This window comes from Rhodococcus sp. NPDC059969 (genome assembly GCF_042738325.1).
Lineage (GTDB): Bacteria > Actinomycetota > Actinomycetes > Mycobacteriales > Mycobacteriaceae > Rhodococcus_F.
The window spans coordinates 157,984-174,838 of record NZ_JBHWUF010000007.1; the positions used below are offsets into that span (position 1 = coordinate 157,984).

A 16,855-nucleotide genomic window follows, 5' to 3' on the forward strand; every position below is an offset into this window, starting at 1 on the left:
ATTTGGACGGCTGACCTGCACCGCAAAATCTTTCGTTAGAACACGTTCCAATTTCGTAGATTTGTGGCTATGGTCACAGAGATAGATGCGGGTGTGCGAATGAAAGGGTGAAGTGACGTGAAGACCAAGGGTGCAATCCTGTGGGGCCTCAACGAGAAGTGGTCCGTCGAGGAGATCGAGATCGGCGAGCCGGTAGCCGGCGAAGTTCAGATTCGCATGGAAGCGGCCGGAATGTGCCACTCCGATCACCACATCGTCACCGGCGCGACCCCGATGCCGTCGTTCCCCGTCATGGGTGGGCACGAGGGTTCGGGCGTCATCACCAAGCTCGGCCCAGAGGTCAAGGGGTTGGAGGTCGGCGACCACGTCGTCCTGTCCTTCATTCCGGCTTGTGGAACCTGTCCGGCGTGTTCGGCCGGCCATCAGAATCTGTGTGACCTCGGGATGGGCCTGCTCAGCGGCCAGGCCATCAGCGACGGCACCTACCGAATCCAGGCTCGCGGCGAAAACGTGATCCCGATGTGCCTGCTAGGGACGTTCTCGCCCTACATGGTCGTGAACCAGTCGTCGGTTGTGAAGATCGACAAGGACATTCCGTTCGAGGTTGCAGCACTCGTCGGTTGCGGCGTTCCCACCGGTTGGGGATCGGCAACACACATCGCTGATGTGAAGCCGGGTGAAGACGTTGTGATCATGGGCGTTGGCGGCGTCGGTATCAGTGCCCTGCAGGGTGCTGTTGCGTCGGGTGCCCGCTACATCTTCGCCATCGATCCTGTGCCGTGGAAGCGTGAGCAGGCTCTGAAGTTCGGCGCAACACATGCATTCGAAAGCGCCGCCGCTGCCATTCAGCCGATCATTGACGCCACGTATGGACGCATGGCGCAGAAGACGATCATCACCGTCGGCGAAATGAAGGGTGAGTACGTCGAAGAGGCGATGATTCTGACGGCCAAGGCCGGTCGTTGTGTTGTCACTGCAATGGGGCATCTGACGGACATGGACGTAAAGCTGAACCTGTTCCTGATGTCGATGCTTCAGAAGGATCTTCAGGGCAACATTTTCGGCGGTGGCAACGCTCGCCAGGACGTGCCGAACCTCCTCGCGATGTACAAGGCAGGCAGGCTGAACCTCGACGACATGGTCACTCGGACCTACACCCTCGAAGGTGTGAACGACGGCTACCAGGACATGTTGGATGGCAAGAACATCCGCGGCGTCATCCGCTACACCGAAGCCGACTGGTGATCGGAAGCGCAACGCTTGTGCCAGTAGTCTGATCGGGTGCCCAGTACTCACAGTCTCGACGTAATTCAGCAGTGGCCGGTCGACAATGCGGCAGCGGTCGTCCTCTCCGGGAAGAACTCGGGTGAGGGCGACCGCGTTCGTGGTTTCAGCGGCGATCAGTCGCACGTTTTCCCTCTGGCCTCGGTGACAAAACTGTTGTGCGCCTACGCGATTCTCGTCGCGGTGGAGGAAGGGGCGGTCGAGCTGGACGGGCCGGCCGGACCTGAAGGATCGACCGTTCGACATCTCCTCGCGCACGCGTCGGGGTTGGCATTCGCCGAACGTGTCGTTCAGGCGCCGGTGGCGTCGAAGCGGATCTATTCGAGTGCGGGATTCGAGGTACTTGCCGAGTTGGTTTCCCGGGAGACCGAGATCGAATTTGCCGACTATCTGGCCGAGGCCGTGTTCGCGCCCTTGGGGATGACCAGTGCGGCTCTCGTCGGCCCGGCCGGCCACGGTGCGCAGGCATCGGCAGACGACTTGGCCAAGTTCGCGGCTGAACTGCTCTCACCGACCCTTGTCTCGACGCAGACGTTCGCCGAGGCGACAACCGTCCAGTTCCCGGGGCTCAACGGAATTCTTCCGGGATACGGCTCTCAGCGCCCCAACGACTGGGGACTCGGATTCGAAATTCGCGGCGACAAGCGTCCGCATTGGACCGGTCTCGAGAACTCGCCGGCAACCTTCGGTCATTTCGGTCAATCGGGGACTTTCCTGTGGGTCGATCCCGCGATCGATACTGCGTGCGTCGTACTTACCGATCGCGACTTCGGTGACTGGGCCAAACCTTTGTGGACTGAATTGTCCGACGGCGTGATCGGCGAAGTTTCTCGATAGAGCACAAATTTCTCTCCTTCCACTGGCGCAACACGGGTAACACAAGGCACACTGTTCAATCGAGCGTGCTGCACGAACTCGACAGAGGTCGTTGGGGAAGACGTCCCTCGTCGAAGCAGGAGGCTCGAGTGCGCGAAATGAATCAATTCGCGGACGTGACGACTGGTGTGGTTTACATCCACTCGTCGCCCGCGGCGCTGTGCCCGCACGTGGATTGGGCTCTGTCCGCCACGTTGGACAGCCCTGCCAAACTCAGATGGACCTCCCAGCCCGCCTACGACGGCCTTCTCCGTGCAACGACGGATTGGACAGGTCCCGTCGGAACCTGTGCCCGCCTGGTCGATTCGCTACGCGCGTGGCCGATGTTGCGGTTCGAGGTCACCGAGGATCCGAGTCACGGCGTCGACGGCGAACGGTACAGCCATGTACCTGGTCTCGGTTTGTGGCGCGGATCCACCAGTGCGAACGGTGATGTCGTCGTCGGGGAGATGAAGCTGCGGTCCATCATGAATTCCGGTGGAGACATCGCCGCGGAAATCGGTCGGGCAATAGGCGCACCGTGGGACGAGGAACTCGAACCCTTCCGGAGTTCCGGCGAAGGTGCCGAAGTGACATGGCTGCGAAGGCGCGTCAGCTGACCGAGGTCCATCCTGAACCCTGAGTGCTCTCGCGGCTTGAACGACTAAGACTTGAATGACAAAGGTGGGCCCCGCCGTATCGGCGAGGCCCACCTTGCTGTCCAGGGTTGTCAGAGCGGAATGTTCTTGTGCCGCGCGCGGACAGACGGCGCAGACGCGAGCGCAGCAGTGACGATGCTACGAGTCTTCGCCGGGTCGATTTCCTCGTCGACGACGCCGATTTCGACCGCGCGGTCGACGCCGCCCGCGATTGCCTCGTGCTCGGCAGCGAGACGGTCGTGCAATGCTTCACGCTCGTCGTCCGGTGCAGCTGCGAGGGCCCGCTTGTGCAGGATGCCGACAGCAGCCTTCGCGCCCATCACGGCAACTTCGGAGTTGGGCCAAGCGAACACGGCCGTTGCTCCGAGGGCTCTCGAGTTCATCGCGATGTATGCGCCGCCGTAGATCTTTCGAGTGACGACGGTGACGCGGGGGACCGTTGCCTCGGCGAAGGCGTGAAGTAACTTCGCTCCGCGTCGGACAACGCCTTCCCACTCCATCGAGACGCCCGGCAGATACCCGGGAACATCGACGACGACCACGAGCGGCACGCCGAATGCGTTGCACAGTCGCACGAATCGAGCGGCCTTCTCGGCACTTTCGGAGTTCAGGCACCCGCCGAGTCGGAGTGGGTTGTTCGCGATGACGCCAACGGTACGTCCGGCCATTCGACCGAATCCGGTGACGATGCTCCGCGCGTAATTGCCTTGCAGTTCTTCGAAACTCGACTCGCCTTCGACGTTGTCGAGCATTTCGTGAACGATCGGACGAACGTCGTACGCACGTTTTGCGGACGCGGGCATCATGGCGCGCAAATCGCTGTCGCCGAGTTCGGCCGCACGCTGATCGAATTCGCCCTGCTCGCACATCATCGAAACCAGGCGGCGTGCACGGTGCAATGCGTCAGCCTCGTCGTGTGCGGCGATGTGCGCGACACCGGACTTCTTCGTGTGTGTCTCCGGACCGCCGAGTGAAACCATGTCGACCTGTTCGCCGGTGACACTGCGAACTACGTCTGGGCCGGTGACGAACACTCGGCCTTCCGGGGCCATGATCACGACATCGGTGAGGGCTGGACCGTACGCGGCTCCGCCGGCCGCGAAGCCGAGCACGACGGAAATTTGAGGTATGAGACCCGACGCGCGGACCATGGCCTCGAAGACCAGTCCGACTGCGTGGAGTGCTTCGACGCCTTCAGCCAGACGCGCGCCACCGGAGTGCCAGAGGCCCACGATGGGGGACTCTTCCTCGATGGCGGTATCGATGGCTTTGACGAGGTGTTTGCAGCCGTCGACGCCCATTGCGCCGCCCATGACGGTGGCGTCGGAGCAGTATGCGATGGTGCGGACGCCGTCGATGTTTCCGGACGCAGCAAGCACACCGGACTTGTCACGGGCGTGGAGTGGAACTGTGGTGCCGGGGTCGAACAGATTTTCCAGGCGCGCAAGAGGATCGCGCGGGTCTGTCGATGATTCGGACTTTGTCACGGGGGCCAGGATGGTCATCGCGTCCTCCTTCAGTACGAGCCTTGGGTGGAACGAAAGGTCGGTGTTGTCCGCGGGTGACGTTGTGTTGCAACGACACCCGCGGACAGGTGCAAACCGCGGTTCGGGCTAGGCCCGACCGAAGGCGAGCGCGACATTGTGCCCACCGAAACCGAACGAGTTGTTCAGTGCGAAATCGAAAGAGCCGGTTCGGGGTTCACCCTTGACGACATCGAGATCGATCTCTGGATCCTGGCTGTCAACATTGAGCGTGGGCGGGATGATCCCGTCACGCACTGCCAGAACCGTCAGGACTGATTCGAGGGCGCCGACAGCGCCGATCGAGTGTCCCAGCGCGGATTTCGGGCCGTACACCGCAGCGTGATTGCCGACCGCTGCGTTGATTGCCTTTGCCTCTGCGATGTCACCGATCGGCGTCGCAGTAGCGTGGGCGTTGATGTGCTTAATGTCGGACTTCGTCAGTCCGGCCATCTCGATTGCTCGGGTCATGGCTCGCGCCGCGCCCAGGCCTTCCGGATGCGGTGCCACGATGTGGTACCCGTCCGAAGTGATTCCGGAACCGAGCAGGCGGGCGTGAATCGTTGCCCCGCGTGCCTTTGCGTGCTCCTCGGTTTCGAGGATCATCAGGGCGCCGGCTTCGCCGAAGACAAATCCGTCGCGATCCTTGTCGAAAGGACGTGAAGCTGCGGCCGGATTGTCGTTGTTGGTGCTCATCGCACGCATCATGGCGAAGCTCGCGATCGGAACCGCGTCGATGAAGCTCTCGACTCCACCAGCTACAACCATGTCCGCGTCACCCATGACGAGCATGCGGTGAGCGTGAGCAATTGCCTCAGAACCTGACGAACATGCCGAAACCGGGGTGATGACGCCACCGCGTGCTCCGAGTTCGAGCCCGACCGTTGCGGCCGGTCCGTTGGGCATGACCATCTGCACCGAGAACGGGGACACCTTGCGGTATCCGCCGCCGCGGAGCTTGTCGACGGCGTCGATGAGCGTGTCGCCGCCGCCGAGTCCGGTGCCGATGACAACGGCCAGGCGGTCCTGATCGACTTCAGGGCTGCCGGCGTTGCTCCAGACCGTGCGACTCAACGTGAGGGCAAGGCGTTCCACCCAGCTCATCCGTCGAATTTCGACGCGGGACAAGCCCTCGTCCGGTGAAACCTTCAGGTGCCCGCCGATGCGAATGGGAAGGTCGAACTCGTCGATGAACGGGTCATCGAGGATTCCGATGCCGCTTTCGCCGGCGAGTAGCGCCTTCCACGTGCCATCCACATCACCAGCCACCGACGTCGACGTCGCGAGGCTCGTGACGACGATGTCGGGGAATTTCCCTTTGCGGGTAGAAGCGGAAGTCACGGTCGGCTCACTCTGCGTTCTTGGCTTCGGCGCCTTCGGCTTCGAGCTTCTGGATGTAAGCGACGATGTCGCCGACGGTGCGCAGGCCTGCGAGATCCTCGTCGGGGACCTTCACGCCGTACTTGTCTTCGGTCTGAACAGCGATCTCGACCATGGACAGGGAGTCGATATCGAGGTCGTCCACGAAGGACTTGTCAACGGTGACCTCGGAAGGCTCGATACCGGTGACCTCCTCCACGATCTGGCCGAGTTCCGCGATGATTTCTTCCTGAGTGTGGGCCACTGGTGTGGCTCCCTTCTTGATCGATTGAGGTGGGGTGAAACGTCCGGCCGCCGGTGGGGCTGATCGGCCGGTGGGGCGTCCGAGCTAGGTCAGCTCGGACAGTGCGGAGATATCCTCCGGGTTCTTGAGGGCCACCGTCGGTGTGCCACGCATTTCACGCTTGGCAATTCCGACGAGGGTTCCGGCCGGCGGGAGTTCCACGATCGCGGTAACTTCTGCGGTCCGCAACGAAGCGGAGCAAAGATCCCAGCGAACGGGGCGGGTAACCTGCGCGGCAAGTTTGGTGAGGGCGTCGGCGCCGGAGGAAACCGGTGCGCCGTCCGAGTTGGAAAGCAGCGTGCGCGTCGGATCGGACGGGGTGATCTTGGCGGCAGCAGCTGCGACGGCGTCCTGTGCAGGTGCCATGAATCGGGTGTGGAATGCGCCGGCGACAGGCAGTGCTCGGACCCGTGCCTTTTCGGGCGCATTCGCCGCGAGTTCTTCGAGTGCGGTGAGCATTCCGGCTGCCACGATCTGGCCGGCTGCATTGCGGTTGGCCGCTTCGAGTCCGAGTTCTTCGAGTCGTGCGAGTACTTCGGCTTCGTCTCCGCCGAGAACTGCCGACATGCCGGTCGGCTCGAGTGCGCAGGCCTTGGCCATCTCGGCGCCGCGAATTGCGGCAAGTGCAACCGCGTCGTCAGCGGAGATCACTCCGGCGACCGCGGCGGCGGCAAGTTCACCCACCGAATGGCCGGCAGCGATGACGTCGGCGCCGAGCAATCCACGCGATTCGATTTCCTCGTATGCCAGCAGAGCAGCGGCGACGACGAGGGGCTGTGTTACCGAGGTGTCGGTGATTTCTTCGGCAGTTGCGGTCGTGCCGAGGCGGACCAAGTCCAGGCCGACTGCTTTCGACCACACTTCGAGGCGGTCTTGCGCTCCGGGCAATGCCAGCCAGGGGCTGAGCATGCCGGGTGTCTGAGAGCCCTGTCCCGGGGCGAGCAACGAAATCACTTATTAAGAGAACACCGCCGCGAGCAACCTGCGAGATGTCGGTCGCGATGAACTCTGGCGAAGTGTTTTGTAGGGTTCCCACAAAATCCCACGTCGCGCTCGGCCATCGAAATTGGACGCTCGGGGGTTACAGGTTTGTTTGTCCGGATGTTAAAGATGTGACTGAAGTAACCGAATTGTTCGATTTGAGATCGATTTGTGTCAATCGGCCCACGGTAGCGGCGATCCGTAGTACGTATGCGTCCCGAGGATTCGTAGGATCCCGGCCGGTAACTTCCGCGATTCGCTTCAAGCGGTACCGAACGGTATTTGGATGAACAAACAGAAGACGTGCACAAGTCTCAACCGCACCTCCACAGTCGAGATAACTGTCTAAAGTATCGGTCAAGACTGTGCCGGATTCAGCTAAAGGTGCGACCAGGAAATCGCGAAGCGCCTTTACGGCAGCGGCGTCTCCCAGTAGTGCCCGTTCCGGGAGCAGTTCAGTCGCGAAAACCGGACGAGGTGCGCCGCGCCATCCGGCAACGGCCTTGATTCCCGCGAGAGCTTCGGAAGCACTGAAGTGCGCTGCGCTCAACGAGGGCGTCGTCGGACCGATCACCACCGGCTCGTCCGCGAAACTCATGAGCAGGTCTTGAAGGAATTGGCTGCCTTCCGTCTTACTGCTCAGTTCGCCGCTGACGATCATCACCAGTCGCGGACCCTGCACCACCGCGAGAACCGCGCGCCCGTGCGCGGCGGCAGTCGCGTGGACGGTGCCGGCGACCGAGACTCGCTCGTCCGGCGGGGGAGACCCGACAATGACCGTGGCCGGAGCAGTGGCATCCCAGTTCAAGGTGGCGGCGCGGGAGAGCATGTCCGACCCGGTGTCTCCCTGCACGACGGCGTCGACGACGAGCGCTTCCAGCCGCGTGTCCAGGGCGCCACGAGATTCGGCAGCGCTTGCGTAGACCGTTGCCGCCGCGAAGCCGAGTTCACGTCCGTAGCGCAGGACGGCCTCTGTCAGCGCGATCAGCTGCTGATCGTTGCGGGCGAGAGCCGGTAGCCATTTCTCGAAGAACTCCATCGCCACCCGGACCATGTCGACGGTCTGGCGCAACGTGAGCTGTCGAGCAAGGTCCTGAGGGATGACCGGAAAAGACTCGTATCCGAAGCTGATCTCCGAGTCGAGTTGCCGCAGCCATTCGAGGAAGTTCACCACCGACGTCTGCACCAAGAGTTGAACGTCGGCGCGTTGCGAAGCGTCGAGACTGTCGAAGAAAGGAAGCTGCTCCTCCATCACGGTCACGGCCTCGGTGGAGAGCCGACCGGAGAACTGTTTGACGCGGCGGAGCAGGGCCTCGGGGAGTGGATCGCGAACCTGACGACGGCGGGCGAGAACAGCCTGCAACCCGGACGACTGCGGTCGGGTGCGGCGCACACCCTCTTCGGATTTCTCGGGATCAGGTTCGGGCATGAGAAAAACCTACGCCCATCGCCGCAGCGGATGTCGAGATGACACCCGCGGCGATGGGCGTAGGTCTGTTTTCGAGCGCTAGGACCGTTGCGCCAGGACCGTTGCGCTAGGACTTACGCGCTACCGGTGTCCCCGGTCTGCTCGGGGGCAGCGTTCACGTCGTCGATACGGTAACGGCTCGCTGCTTCGACGGCCTTGGACCGCTCGATCGATCCTTCCTTCGCCAAACCGATCAGCACGGCAACGACGATGGACTCGGCATCGACATTGAAGTAGCGACGTGCCGCAGTTCGAGTGTCGGAGAAACCGAACCCGTCCGTGCCGAGCGTCGTGTAGTCGCCGGGAACCCACTGACGGATCTGATCCGAGACCGCACGCATCCAGTCCGAAGCCGCGACGACGGGACCCTGAGCCGAGGACAGCGCCGTGGTAACGAAGGGAACCGGCGCATCCTCGGACGGATTGAGCAGCGCCTGACGTTCGCATTCGACGCCTTCGCGGCGCAGCTCACCCCAGGACGTGACCGACCAGACGTCGGCCGAGACGCCCCACTCGTCGGCGAGCAACTTCTGCGCGCGCAGCCCCTCGGGCATCGCGACACCGGATACCAGGATCTGTGCCTTCGGGCCGGCGGCTTCGGAAGTCTTGTAGAGGTAGATGCCCTTGAGCAAGCCCTCGACGTCGAGACCTTCGGGCTCGGCCGGCTGAACGTACGGCTCGTTGTAGATGGTCAGGTAGTAGAAGATGTTCTCGCCACCGAAGCCGTCGACACCCTCGGTGCCGCCGTACATGCGGCGCAAGCCGTCCTTGACGATGTGCGCCAACTCGTACGAGAACGCGGCGTCGTAGGTGACAGCGGCGGGGTTGGTGGATGCCAGGAGCAGGGAGTGTCCGTCGGCGTGCTGGAGACCTTCACCGGTCAGGGTGGTACGACCGGCGGTCGCGCCGAGAACGAATCCGCGAGCCATCTGGTCGGCGGCCGCCCACAGACCGTCACCGGTGCGCTGGAAACCGAACATCGAGTAGAAGATGTACAGCGGAATCATCGGTTCACCGTGGGTGGCGTACGACGTGCCGACTGCGGTGAACGAAGCCGTCGAACCGGCCTCGTTGATGCCCTCGTGCAGGATCTGGCCGATCGGGCTCTCCTTGTAGGCGAGCATGAGTTCGGCGTCGACGGACGTGTAGAGCTGACCGTTGCGGTTGTAGATCTTCAGCGACGGGAACCACGAGTCCATACCGAACGTGCGAGCCTCGTCCGGGATGATCGGAACGATGCGCTTGCCGATTTCCTTGTCGCGCAACAGTTCCTTGAGGATGCGCACGATCGCCATGGTGGTGGCGACTTCCTGCTTGCCCGAACCCTTGCGGATGACGTCGTACGTCTTGTCCTCGGGGAGCTTGAGCGGCGCCGCGTCGGTGTTGCGCGAAGGCAGGAACCCGCCCAGTGCTTTACGACGGTCGAGCATGTACTTGATCTCGGGTGCGTCGGCGCCCGGGTGGTAGTACGGAGGCAGGTACGGATCCTTCTCGAGCTCGGCGTCCGAGATCGGGATGTGCTGCATGTCGCGGAACGCCTTGAGATCGTCCAGCGTCAGCTTCTTCATCTGGTGCGTGGCGTTGCGGCCCTCGAAGTGCTTACCCAGGGTGTAGCCCTTGATGGTGTGCGCGAGGATGACCGTCGGCTGGCCCTTGTGAGCCATGGCGGCTGCGTATGCGGCGTGGACCTTGCGGTAATCGTGGCCACCGCGCTTGAGGTTCCAGATTTCCTGGTCGGTGAGGTCCTTGACCAGTTCCTTGGTGCGGGGGTCGCGGCCGAAGAAGTGATCGCGCACGAACGCGCCGTCGTTGGCCTTGTACGTCTGGTAATCGCCGTCCGGCGTCACGTTCATCAGGTTGACGAGTGCGCCGTCGCGGTCGGCGTGCAGCAGCGCATCCCACTCGCGACCCCAGATGACCTTGATGACGTTCCAGCCGGCGCCACGGAAGAACGATTCCAGTTCCTGGATGATCTTTCCGTTACCGCGGACCGGGCCGTCGAGGCGTTGGAGGTTGCAGTTCACGACGAACGTCAGGTTGTCGAGGCCTTCGGTTGCTGCGACGTGAGCCAAGCCGCGTGATTCCGGCTCGTCCATTTCGCCGTCGCCGAGGAATGCCCACACATGCTGATCGGTGGTGTCCTTGATGCCTCGATCGTTGAGGTAGTGGTTGAACCGGGCCTGGTAGATGGCGTTCATCGGGCCGAGGCCCATCGAGACCGTCGGGAACTCCCAGAAGTCGGGAAGCAGTCGCGGGTGCGGGTAGGACGGCAGTGCGCCGCCGAAGTCTGCGTGCGACTTCTCCTGGCGGAATCCGTCCAGCTGTTCCGCGGGGATGCGGCCCTCGAGGAAGGCGCGTGCGTAGATGCCGGGGGAGGCGTGACCCTGGATGAAGATGTGGTCGCCGCCGCCGGGGTGGTCCTTGCCGCGGAAGAAGTGGTTGAAGCCGACCTCGTACAACGCTGCTGACGATGCGTAGGTCGAGATGTGTCCGCCGACGCCGACGCCCGGCCGCTGCGCGCGGTGGACCATGATCGCGGCGTTCCAACGGATCCAGGCGCGATAGCGGCGCTCGACCTCTTCGTCGCCGGGGAACCACGGCTCGTTTTCGGTCGGGATCGTGTTGACATAGTCGGTCGAGGTGAGCGCGGGGAGTGCGACGTGCTTCTCACCGGCGCGCTCGAGCATGCGGAGCATGAGGTAGCGGGCACGCGTGGGTCCGGATCGATCCAGAAGTCCGTCGAATGATTCGAGCCACTCGGTGGTCTCGTCCGGATCGATGTCCGGCAGGTACGACGCAACACCCTCGCGAATGACGCGAACGCGACCGTCGGTTCCTCCCGGCGTATTCGACGCGGGCGGACCCGACTCGCCGGCGGCGCCGGAATCGGCGTTCTGCCCGGACGCGGGACCCTGGATCAGGTCAGACAACGTGTGCTCCTCATTGGTTTGGGGACGCGTGGTGGGGCGTCCTTACATAGGTGATCGAGGCCTTGTTAGGTCCGACGCACTTCCATCGTGAATATGGCGCGTACCTCATCTTTCACCATCCCGGTCGGTGCGGCACACCTCGCCTCTGGTTACTCTCGGGTAGCGTTTTTCGGCGTGACGCAGGGGCATGATGGTTCCCCGTAGTCACAGGCTTGGGGGATGGATCGGAACGTATGAAGGGGTGGGGAAAAATAAACAAAGAAATCAATTGCGGCAGGGTCGGGGCGTGGGTTTCGATCGGATCGATCGCAGTGGGGTTGTCGGTGATCGTGGGGTGCTCCGCCGCGGTGACCGGATCTGCAGTTCCGAACGAATCGCAAGCCGCTGCGTATCAATCCGAGGTGAGCATTTCGGTAGCCGCGGCGTCTTCGTCGAAAGCGGCAGCGGATGCTGCCGAAGCAGCCTTCACGATCTGTGAGGAAGCGGTCTCTCGATCGAAAAACGACGTGGTCGCGTTCAACGCCTACGTCGACGCCGGAAATCAAGGCGCGTCGGACTTGAGGGCCGAAGCGAGCACCGCTGCTTCGTCTGCACGGGAAACGGCCTCGTGGTTCGACTCGGTCTCGAGTGAACTTCCAGCGGAGCTTTCCGGACTGTTCGACGAATTGGCCGCGAACCTACGTTCGTCTGCTTCGGTGATCGAGAGTGATCATTCGGCGGATGAAATCAATTCGATCAGCGATGCGAGCAATTCGATTCGCAAGTCGATCTTCGACGAATGTGGATCCCTGTGACCTGCGGTAATCCGCAGGCGTATGGTTCGGCGTGTGTCAGAAGACGATCTTTGACGAAAGTTTTCGGCGTGGTCGGCTTGCGCTAACGCCTCAGACCATGTTCGCTTTCCCTAATTGATCGTCAAACGGTAGGTGTGCGGGGTCGCCACACACCATCAACAAAAGGAGGACCCCACCGTGGTCGCCGCGGCGGATGCCCAGAACTACGCTCAGAAACTCGGGATTACCACTGACATGGTGGTGCAGGAACTGGGCTGGGATGAGGATACCGACGACGGCATTCGTGCCGCGGTTGAGGAAACCATCGGCGGGGAAATGCTCGACGAGGATTCCGACGAGGTCATCGACGTCGTGCTGCTGTGGTGGCGCGACGAGGACGGTGACCTGGTGGATGCTCTGATGGATGCCATCGGGCCGCTCGCCGATGAAGGCTTCGTGTGGGTCCTCACCCCGAAGACCGGTTTCGACGGTCACGTCGAGCCCAGCGAGATCGCCGAATCTGCGCCGACTGCCGGCCTGACCCAGACATCGGCAGCCAACCTCGGTGACTGGTCGGGAAGTCGATTGGTTCAGCCGAAGGCCCGTCCGGCCAACAAGCGCTGACCCGGTCCTTTTCCGTACTTTCCCAAGGAATCGCACATGCCCCTCGATGTTGGTGCCCAGGCACCGGATTTCACTTTGAAGGACCAGAACAACCAGGAAGTTTCGCTCGCAGATTTCCGTGGCAAGAAGAATGTTCTGTTGGTCTTCTATCCGTTGGCCTTCACCGGAACTTGTCAGGGTGAACTCTGCAAGGTCCGTGACGAGCTTCCGAAGTTCGAGAACGACGACACTGCCATTCTCGCGATTTCTGTTGGTGCTTCGCCGACCCACAAGATCTGGTCGGCAGAACAGGGATACACCTTTCCCTTGCTGTCGGACTTCTGGCCGCACGGTGAAGTCGCTCAGAAGTACGGCGTGTTCAACGACAAGTTGGGCTTCGCGAATCGCGGCACTTTTGTCATCGACAAAGACGGAATCATTCGCTTTGCCGAGATGAACGGCCCCGGAGAAGCCCGTGACCACGGACTTTGGGCAAACGCGCTTGCCGCGCTAGAGTCTTAGAGCACTCCCGGTGAGGGTCTCACCGGGAGTTCGGGCGTGTAGCTCAGTGGTAGAGCTCTGGTTTTACACACCAGCGGTCGGGGGTTCGAAACCCTCCGCGCCCACCGAAGAATTCAAACCCCGATCTGCATGTCGATGCAGATCGGGGTTTTTCATTTCCGACAACGAATTGTCTTCAATACGCCATTCTGGACGCATGTCCAGTTCTGTGATCGAAGTAGCCGTCGACCCGAGGCGTGTGCATCCCACCCGTCCGCACATACACATCGCCGAGATGCCCATTCTGAGTGTTGCGTTGTTCCCGGGGCAGACGATCCGGGTTCGTTCCCAGAGCGACGCACTGGCGACCGGGATTGCCCGTGTCTGGGAAATCAATCGCATGCACCGCTTGATCTATCTCACGATCGACTGGGACGGGTAGAGATCAGCTAGCGCAGACACGTGACGGTTGGCCAGAGAACGAGCGACGCTGCTACAACTACGCTCGTGCAAATTTCGGTTCGTTCGTCCCAATCTCGGTTCAGTGCGCGAGCCGCCGGCCTTCTCCTCGGCTTCGCTGCGGATCGGGTGTTCGCCGATCCGGGGCGGTTCCATCCGGTTGCCGGCTTCGGTACCGCAGCGATCGCGCTGCAGAAGATTTCCTACCGAGACTCAAGGATGGCCGGAACGCTTCATGTCGCCGTGCTCGTGGCAGGGACCGCGGGGCTCGGCCTCGCAGCCGAAACAGCGTCGCGCCGGGCAGGTTGGGTTGCCGTGACGAGTACGACGGCGTTAGCCACCTGGGCCGTGCTCGGCGGGACGTCGCTCGCACGCACCGGCAACGACATGGCCGCGAGGTTGGAGGCCTCACGCGTCGATGGCGACCTGACGGCAGCGCGTGAGCTTCTCCCTTCACTGTGTGGACGTGATCCCTCGGTGCTTGGCGAAGAGGGCCTCACACGAGCTGCACTGGAGTCGGTCGCCGAGAACACCTCCGATGCGAGCGTCGGCGCATTGTTCTGGGGCGCAATTGCGGGCGTGCCAGGTCTGTTCGTCTACCGCGCCGCCAACACACTCGACGCGATGATCGGTTACCGCTCCGAGAAGTACCTTAGATTCGGGTGGGCCGCGGCGAGGTTCGACGACTTGGTCAACATCGTCCCCGCTCGGCTCACGGGAGCGCTGACGGCCGCGTGTGCACCGGTGGTGGGCGGCTCGGTGCGCGAATCACTGACAGCGTGGAAACGCGACGCAGCGGCTCATCCAAGCCCCAATGCGGGCGTCGCGGAAGCGTCGGCGGCAGGGGCATTGGGCATTTCGCTGGGAGGCCGGACCGAGTACGCGCACGGTGTGGAGATGCGGCCCGTCCTCGGAGGTGGGCCTGCGCCGGCGCCGAACGATCTGCGCCGTGCGTCGAGGCTTTCGGCGGCGGTGCAGATCAGTGCAGCAGTGGTGGCAGCGGGTATTTCAGCGGGTATTGCCGTATCGATCGGCAAGTTTGGCTTCCTGCGCCGTCAGCGGCACTGACTCCGGTTCCGGCTTCTTACGGCGGGTGAAGGTACGAGCCGGTTCAGCGGGGGGTGCGGCAGGCGCGGACGCCGTTGCCTCTGGGGTCTTCTCGGCAGCGGCGTCGTCGGTCGCAAAGCCCTCGACAGCTGCTTGAGCTGCCTTCTCCTTGCGACGTTCGCGCCACTCCGCGCGAATGAAGTAGGCCAGTCCGAGCGGCGCCATGATGCCGAAAGCCAACCATTGGAACCCGTACGAGAGGTAGGGGCCCGCGTCGAGTTGGGGGAGCGGAATCGTGCCGAGACCGCCGGGCTGGTCGGGTTCGAGCTGGATGTACGCGTCGATCAGGTCCGTTCCGATGAACTCGCCGATGGGTTGTGCGTCGATGGAGTAGACCTGCTTCGCGCCGTCCTCGAACATCGGAACTCTGCCGGGCGCAGTGCCTTCCGAGAGGCGCACGCGGCCGTTGAGCGTCACCGGATCGGTCGGCGGCGCAGCGATGGGAGGTGCCTCGGCGCCGTTGATCGGCCGAACGTATCCGCGATTGACGAGGATCGTGCGACCGTCGTCCAGGCGGAAAGGCGTCAGGATCTCGTACGACGGCGCGCCCTCGATGGACTGCAGGCGGACGAGAATGTCGGCGTCCGGCAGATAGGAACCTGCCGCGGTGATGTTTCGCCATTCGTCGTCCGGTGCGATCGTCGAATCGGAGATGACATCACCGATCGGCACGGTTTCCGCGTTGATCGAGTTCGAGATCAGATCATTGCGATGCTCGGTCTTCGTGTTTTTGCCGAGCTGCCACGGAGCGAGCACGGTGAAGCACAGGTAGGCGAAGAGCCCGACCACAGCTGCCAGTACCAACCAACCGGGCCGCAACAGGAATTTCAGTCTTCGCACACGTCCACGGTATCCGTTGCCCGAACGGGAGTGAATTTTGCTACTGGTTCAGGCCCGCTCACGGATCCAGTCGAGTATGTCGGGAATGGCCGCTTCGATCTGGTCTCGAACCAGTTCGAAGTCCTCCTGATCCCCGTAGTACGGGTCTGGCACAGATTCGCCGTCGGCCTCGGGGTCGAACGATCGCAGTAGCCGCCGCCGCTCGGTGGGCACGCCGAGATGAGCAAGCTCACGTTCGTGGCCGGTGTCGAGGGCGACGACCAGATCGGCCGCCAGATGATCTGCATTGACCTGCGCGGCGCTGTGGCCCGTCGGATATCCGGCCGCGCGGAGCACGATGTTGGTCCGCTCGTCGGCCTCGCTACCGGTGTGAAACCCCTCGGTACCGGCGCTGCTCACACGAACCCTGTCAGCGAGACCTTCACGGCCCAGATGCGCGAGCAAGATCTTCTCTGCCATCGGAGACCGGCAGATATTGCCGGTGCACACGAAAGTCACATGGAGCGGTTCAGGCGCGGCCATCGAGTAGTCCTCCCAGTTCGGATGCCGACGATACGGAGCAAAGAGCTTGCCGCGCTTCGTCGGCGGAGCCATAGCCCCATTCGACGACGACGGTGGGAATGCCGTACTTCGCGGCGCCGAGCACGTCGTGGTCACGATCGCCGATCATGAGCACGTCGGGGGTTCCGCCGTCGGCGGCGAGGACGGGAGTAATCCCGAGTGAGGTCAGCGAGTGCGCGATCACGTCCGGCTTCGCCCGGCGCGTTCCGTCGTCGCTCGCCCCGCCGATGAACTCGAAGTGCTCGGCCAGGCCGAAATGTTCGAGGATGCGAATGGCGAACCGTTCCGACTTCGAGGTGGCGACGGCGAGCCGGGTCCCGTTCGCACGAGCCTTGCCCAGGACGACGTCCATCCCCTCGTACACAGAGTTCTCCTGCCACCCGGTCGCGTCGTATCGCTCGATGTACGCGGCGATCGCCAGGTCGACGTCGGCCGGGGGCATGCCGAGTGATCTGAAAGTGTCGACCATCGGCGGGCCGATGACCGATGCCAGCATCTCCTCCGTCGGCTCCGGCCGGCCGACGGTGGCCAATGCATGTCGGAAGCCGCCGTGAATACCGGGCGCGGAATCGGTGATGGTTCCGTCCAGATCGAACAGAACTACGGGAAAACGGTCGAGCGGTGGTGTCGTCACGGCTCTCATTGTCC

General features: G+C 62.7%; 17 protein-coding genes and 1 tRNA gene. 9 read left to right on the top strand and 9 right to left on the bottom strand.

The annotated features are described in order from the left end of the window. Positions 1-117: 117 nt before the first annotated feature. The 3 genes from ACFWAD_RS20000 (at position 118) to ACFWAD_RS20010 (ending at position 2,759) form a co-directional block, all read left to right on the top strand. Entirely contained in the window at positions 118-1,245 is a 1,128-nt protein-coding gene (locus ACFWAD_RS20000; RefSeq protein ID WP_378538502.1) for an NDMA-dependent alcohol dehydrogenase, read from the top strand. Between the two features lie 36 nt (positions 1,246-1,281). Next, positions 1,282-2,121 (top strand): serine hydrolase domain-containing protein, encoded by an 840-nt coding sequence (locus ACFWAD_RS20005; protein WP_378546922.1) that lies wholly within the window; start codon positions 1,282-1,284, stop codon positions 2,119-2,121. Between the two features lie 128 nt (positions 2,122-2,249). Beyond that, on the top strand, positions 2,250-2,759 hold the full coding sequence (locus ACFWAD_RS20010) for a DUF3145 domain-containing protein (protein ID WP_378447935.1): 510 nt from the start codon (positions 2,250-2,252) through the stop codon (positions 2,757-2,759). A gap of 110 nt (positions 2,760-2,869) precedes the next feature. On the opposite strand, the gene ACFWAD_RS20015 is transcribed toward ACFWAD_RS20010, so the two are convergent. From ACFWAD_RS20015 to aceE, 6 genes are all read right to left on the bottom strand, one after another. Beyond that, the gene (locus tag ACFWAD_RS20015) at positions 2,870-4,303 is read right to left on the bottom strand and encodes an acyl-CoA carboxylase subunit beta (RefSeq protein WP_378546925.1); all 1,434 of its coding nucleotides are present in this window, start codon (positions 4,301-4,303) and stop codon (positions 2,870-2,872) included. A gap of 108 nt (positions 4,304-4,411) precedes the next feature. Then, complete coding sequence (locus ACFWAD_RS20020; protein WP_003941591.1) at positions 4,412-5,662, bottom strand: KasA/KasB family beta-ketoacyl-ACP synthase; 1,251 nt, start codon at positions 5,660-5,662, stop codon at positions 4,412-4,414. 7 nt (positions 5,663-5,669) lie between these two features. Then, entirely contained in the window at positions 5,670-5,945 is a 276-nt protein-coding gene (gene acpM, locus ACFWAD_RS20025; protein ID WP_003941649.1) for a meromycolate extension acyl carrier protein AcpM, read from the bottom strand. Between the two features lie 84 nt (positions 5,946-6,029). Further along, complete coding sequence (locus ACFWAD_RS20030; RefSeq protein WP_378546928.1) at positions 6,030-6,938, bottom strand: ACP S-malonyltransferase; 909 nt, start codon at positions 6,936-6,938, stop codon at positions 6,030-6,032. Positions 6,939-7,065: 127 nt separating this feature from the next. Beyond that, complete coding sequence (locus ACFWAD_RS20035) at positions 7,066-8,394, bottom strand: PucR family transcriptional regulator (protein WP_378546931.1); 1,329 nt, start codon at positions 8,392-8,394, stop codon at positions 7,066-7,068. 113 nt (positions 8,395-8,507) lie between these two features. Continuing rightward, a complete protein-coding gene (gene aceE, locus ACFWAD_RS20040) occupies positions 8,508-11,363 on the bottom strand; it encodes a pyruvate dehydrogenase (acetyl-transferring), homodimeric type (protein ID WP_378546934.1) in 2,856 nt (951 codons plus the stop codon). A 347-nt stretch (positions 11,364-11,710) separates the two neighbouring features. On the opposite strand from aceE, the gene ACFWAD_RS20045 reads away from it, so the two are divergent. The 6 genes from ACFWAD_RS20045 (at position 11,711) to ACFWAD_RS20070 (ending at position 14,767) form a co-directional block, all read left to right on the top strand. Then, positions 11,711-12,157, top strand: coding sequence for a hypothetical protein (locus ACFWAD_RS20045; RefSeq protein WP_378546937.1), 447 nt, complete (start codon positions 11,711-11,713; stop codon positions 12,155-12,157). 177 nt (positions 12,158-12,334) lie between these two features. After that, positions 12,335-12,760, top strand: a complete 426-nt coding sequence (locus ACFWAD_RS20050; protein ID WP_317554952.1) for a DUF3052 domain-containing protein — start codon at positions 12,335-12,337, stop codon at positions 12,758-12,760. Between the two features lie 36 nt (positions 12,761-12,796). After that, positions 12,797-13,261: a peroxiredoxin gene (locus ACFWAD_RS20055; RefSeq protein ID WP_317554954.1), complete on the top strand. Its 465-nt coding sequence runs from the start codon at positions 12,797-12,799 to the stop codon at positions 13,259-13,261. A gap of 32 nt (positions 13,262-13,293) precedes the next feature. Continuing rightward, positions 13,294-13,365, top strand: a tRNA-Val gene (locus tag ACFWAD_RS20060). A gap of 92 nt (positions 13,366-13,457) precedes the next feature. Next, positions 13,458-13,682: a hypothetical protein gene (locus tag ACFWAD_RS20065; RefSeq protein WP_378546940.1), complete on the top strand. Its 225-nt coding sequence runs from the start codon at positions 13,458-13,460 to the stop codon at positions 13,680-13,682. 65 nt (positions 13,683-13,747) lie between these two features. Next, on the top strand, positions 13,748-14,767 hold the full coding sequence (locus ACFWAD_RS20070; RefSeq protein WP_378546943.1) for a cobalamin biosynthesis protein: 1,020 nt from the start codon (positions 13,748-13,750) through the stop codon (positions 14,765-14,767). On the opposite strand, the gene ACFWAD_RS20075 is transcribed toward ACFWAD_RS20070, so the two are convergent. The 3 genes from ACFWAD_RS20075 to ACFWAD_RS20085 are packed head-to-tail and all read right to left on the bottom strand — an operon-like array spanning position 14,708 to position 16,850. Further along, entirely contained in the window at positions 14,708-15,646 is a 939-nt protein-coding gene (locus ACFWAD_RS20075; RefSeq protein ID WP_378546946.1) for an SURF1 family protein, read from the bottom strand. The genes ACFWAD_RS20070 and ACFWAD_RS20075 overlap by 60 nt on opposite strands. Positions 15,647-15,694: 48 nt before the next feature. Continuing rightward, positions 15,695-16,168 carry a low molecular weight protein-tyrosine-phosphatase gene (locus ACFWAD_RS20080; protein ID WP_378546949.1) on the bottom strand — a complete coding sequence of 158 codons (474 nt, stop codon included), beginning with the start codon at positions 16,166-16,168 and terminating at the stop codon, positions 15,695-15,697. After that, positions 16,155-16,850 (bottom strand): HAD hydrolase-like protein, encoded by a 696-nt coding sequence (locus ACFWAD_RS20085; RefSeq protein WP_378546952.1) that lies wholly within the window; start codon positions 16,848-16,850, stop codon positions 16,155-16,157. Before ACFWAD_RS20085 ends, ACFWAD_RS20080 begins: the two co-directional genes overlap by 14 nt. Positions 16,851-16,855: the final 5 nt, after the last annotated feature.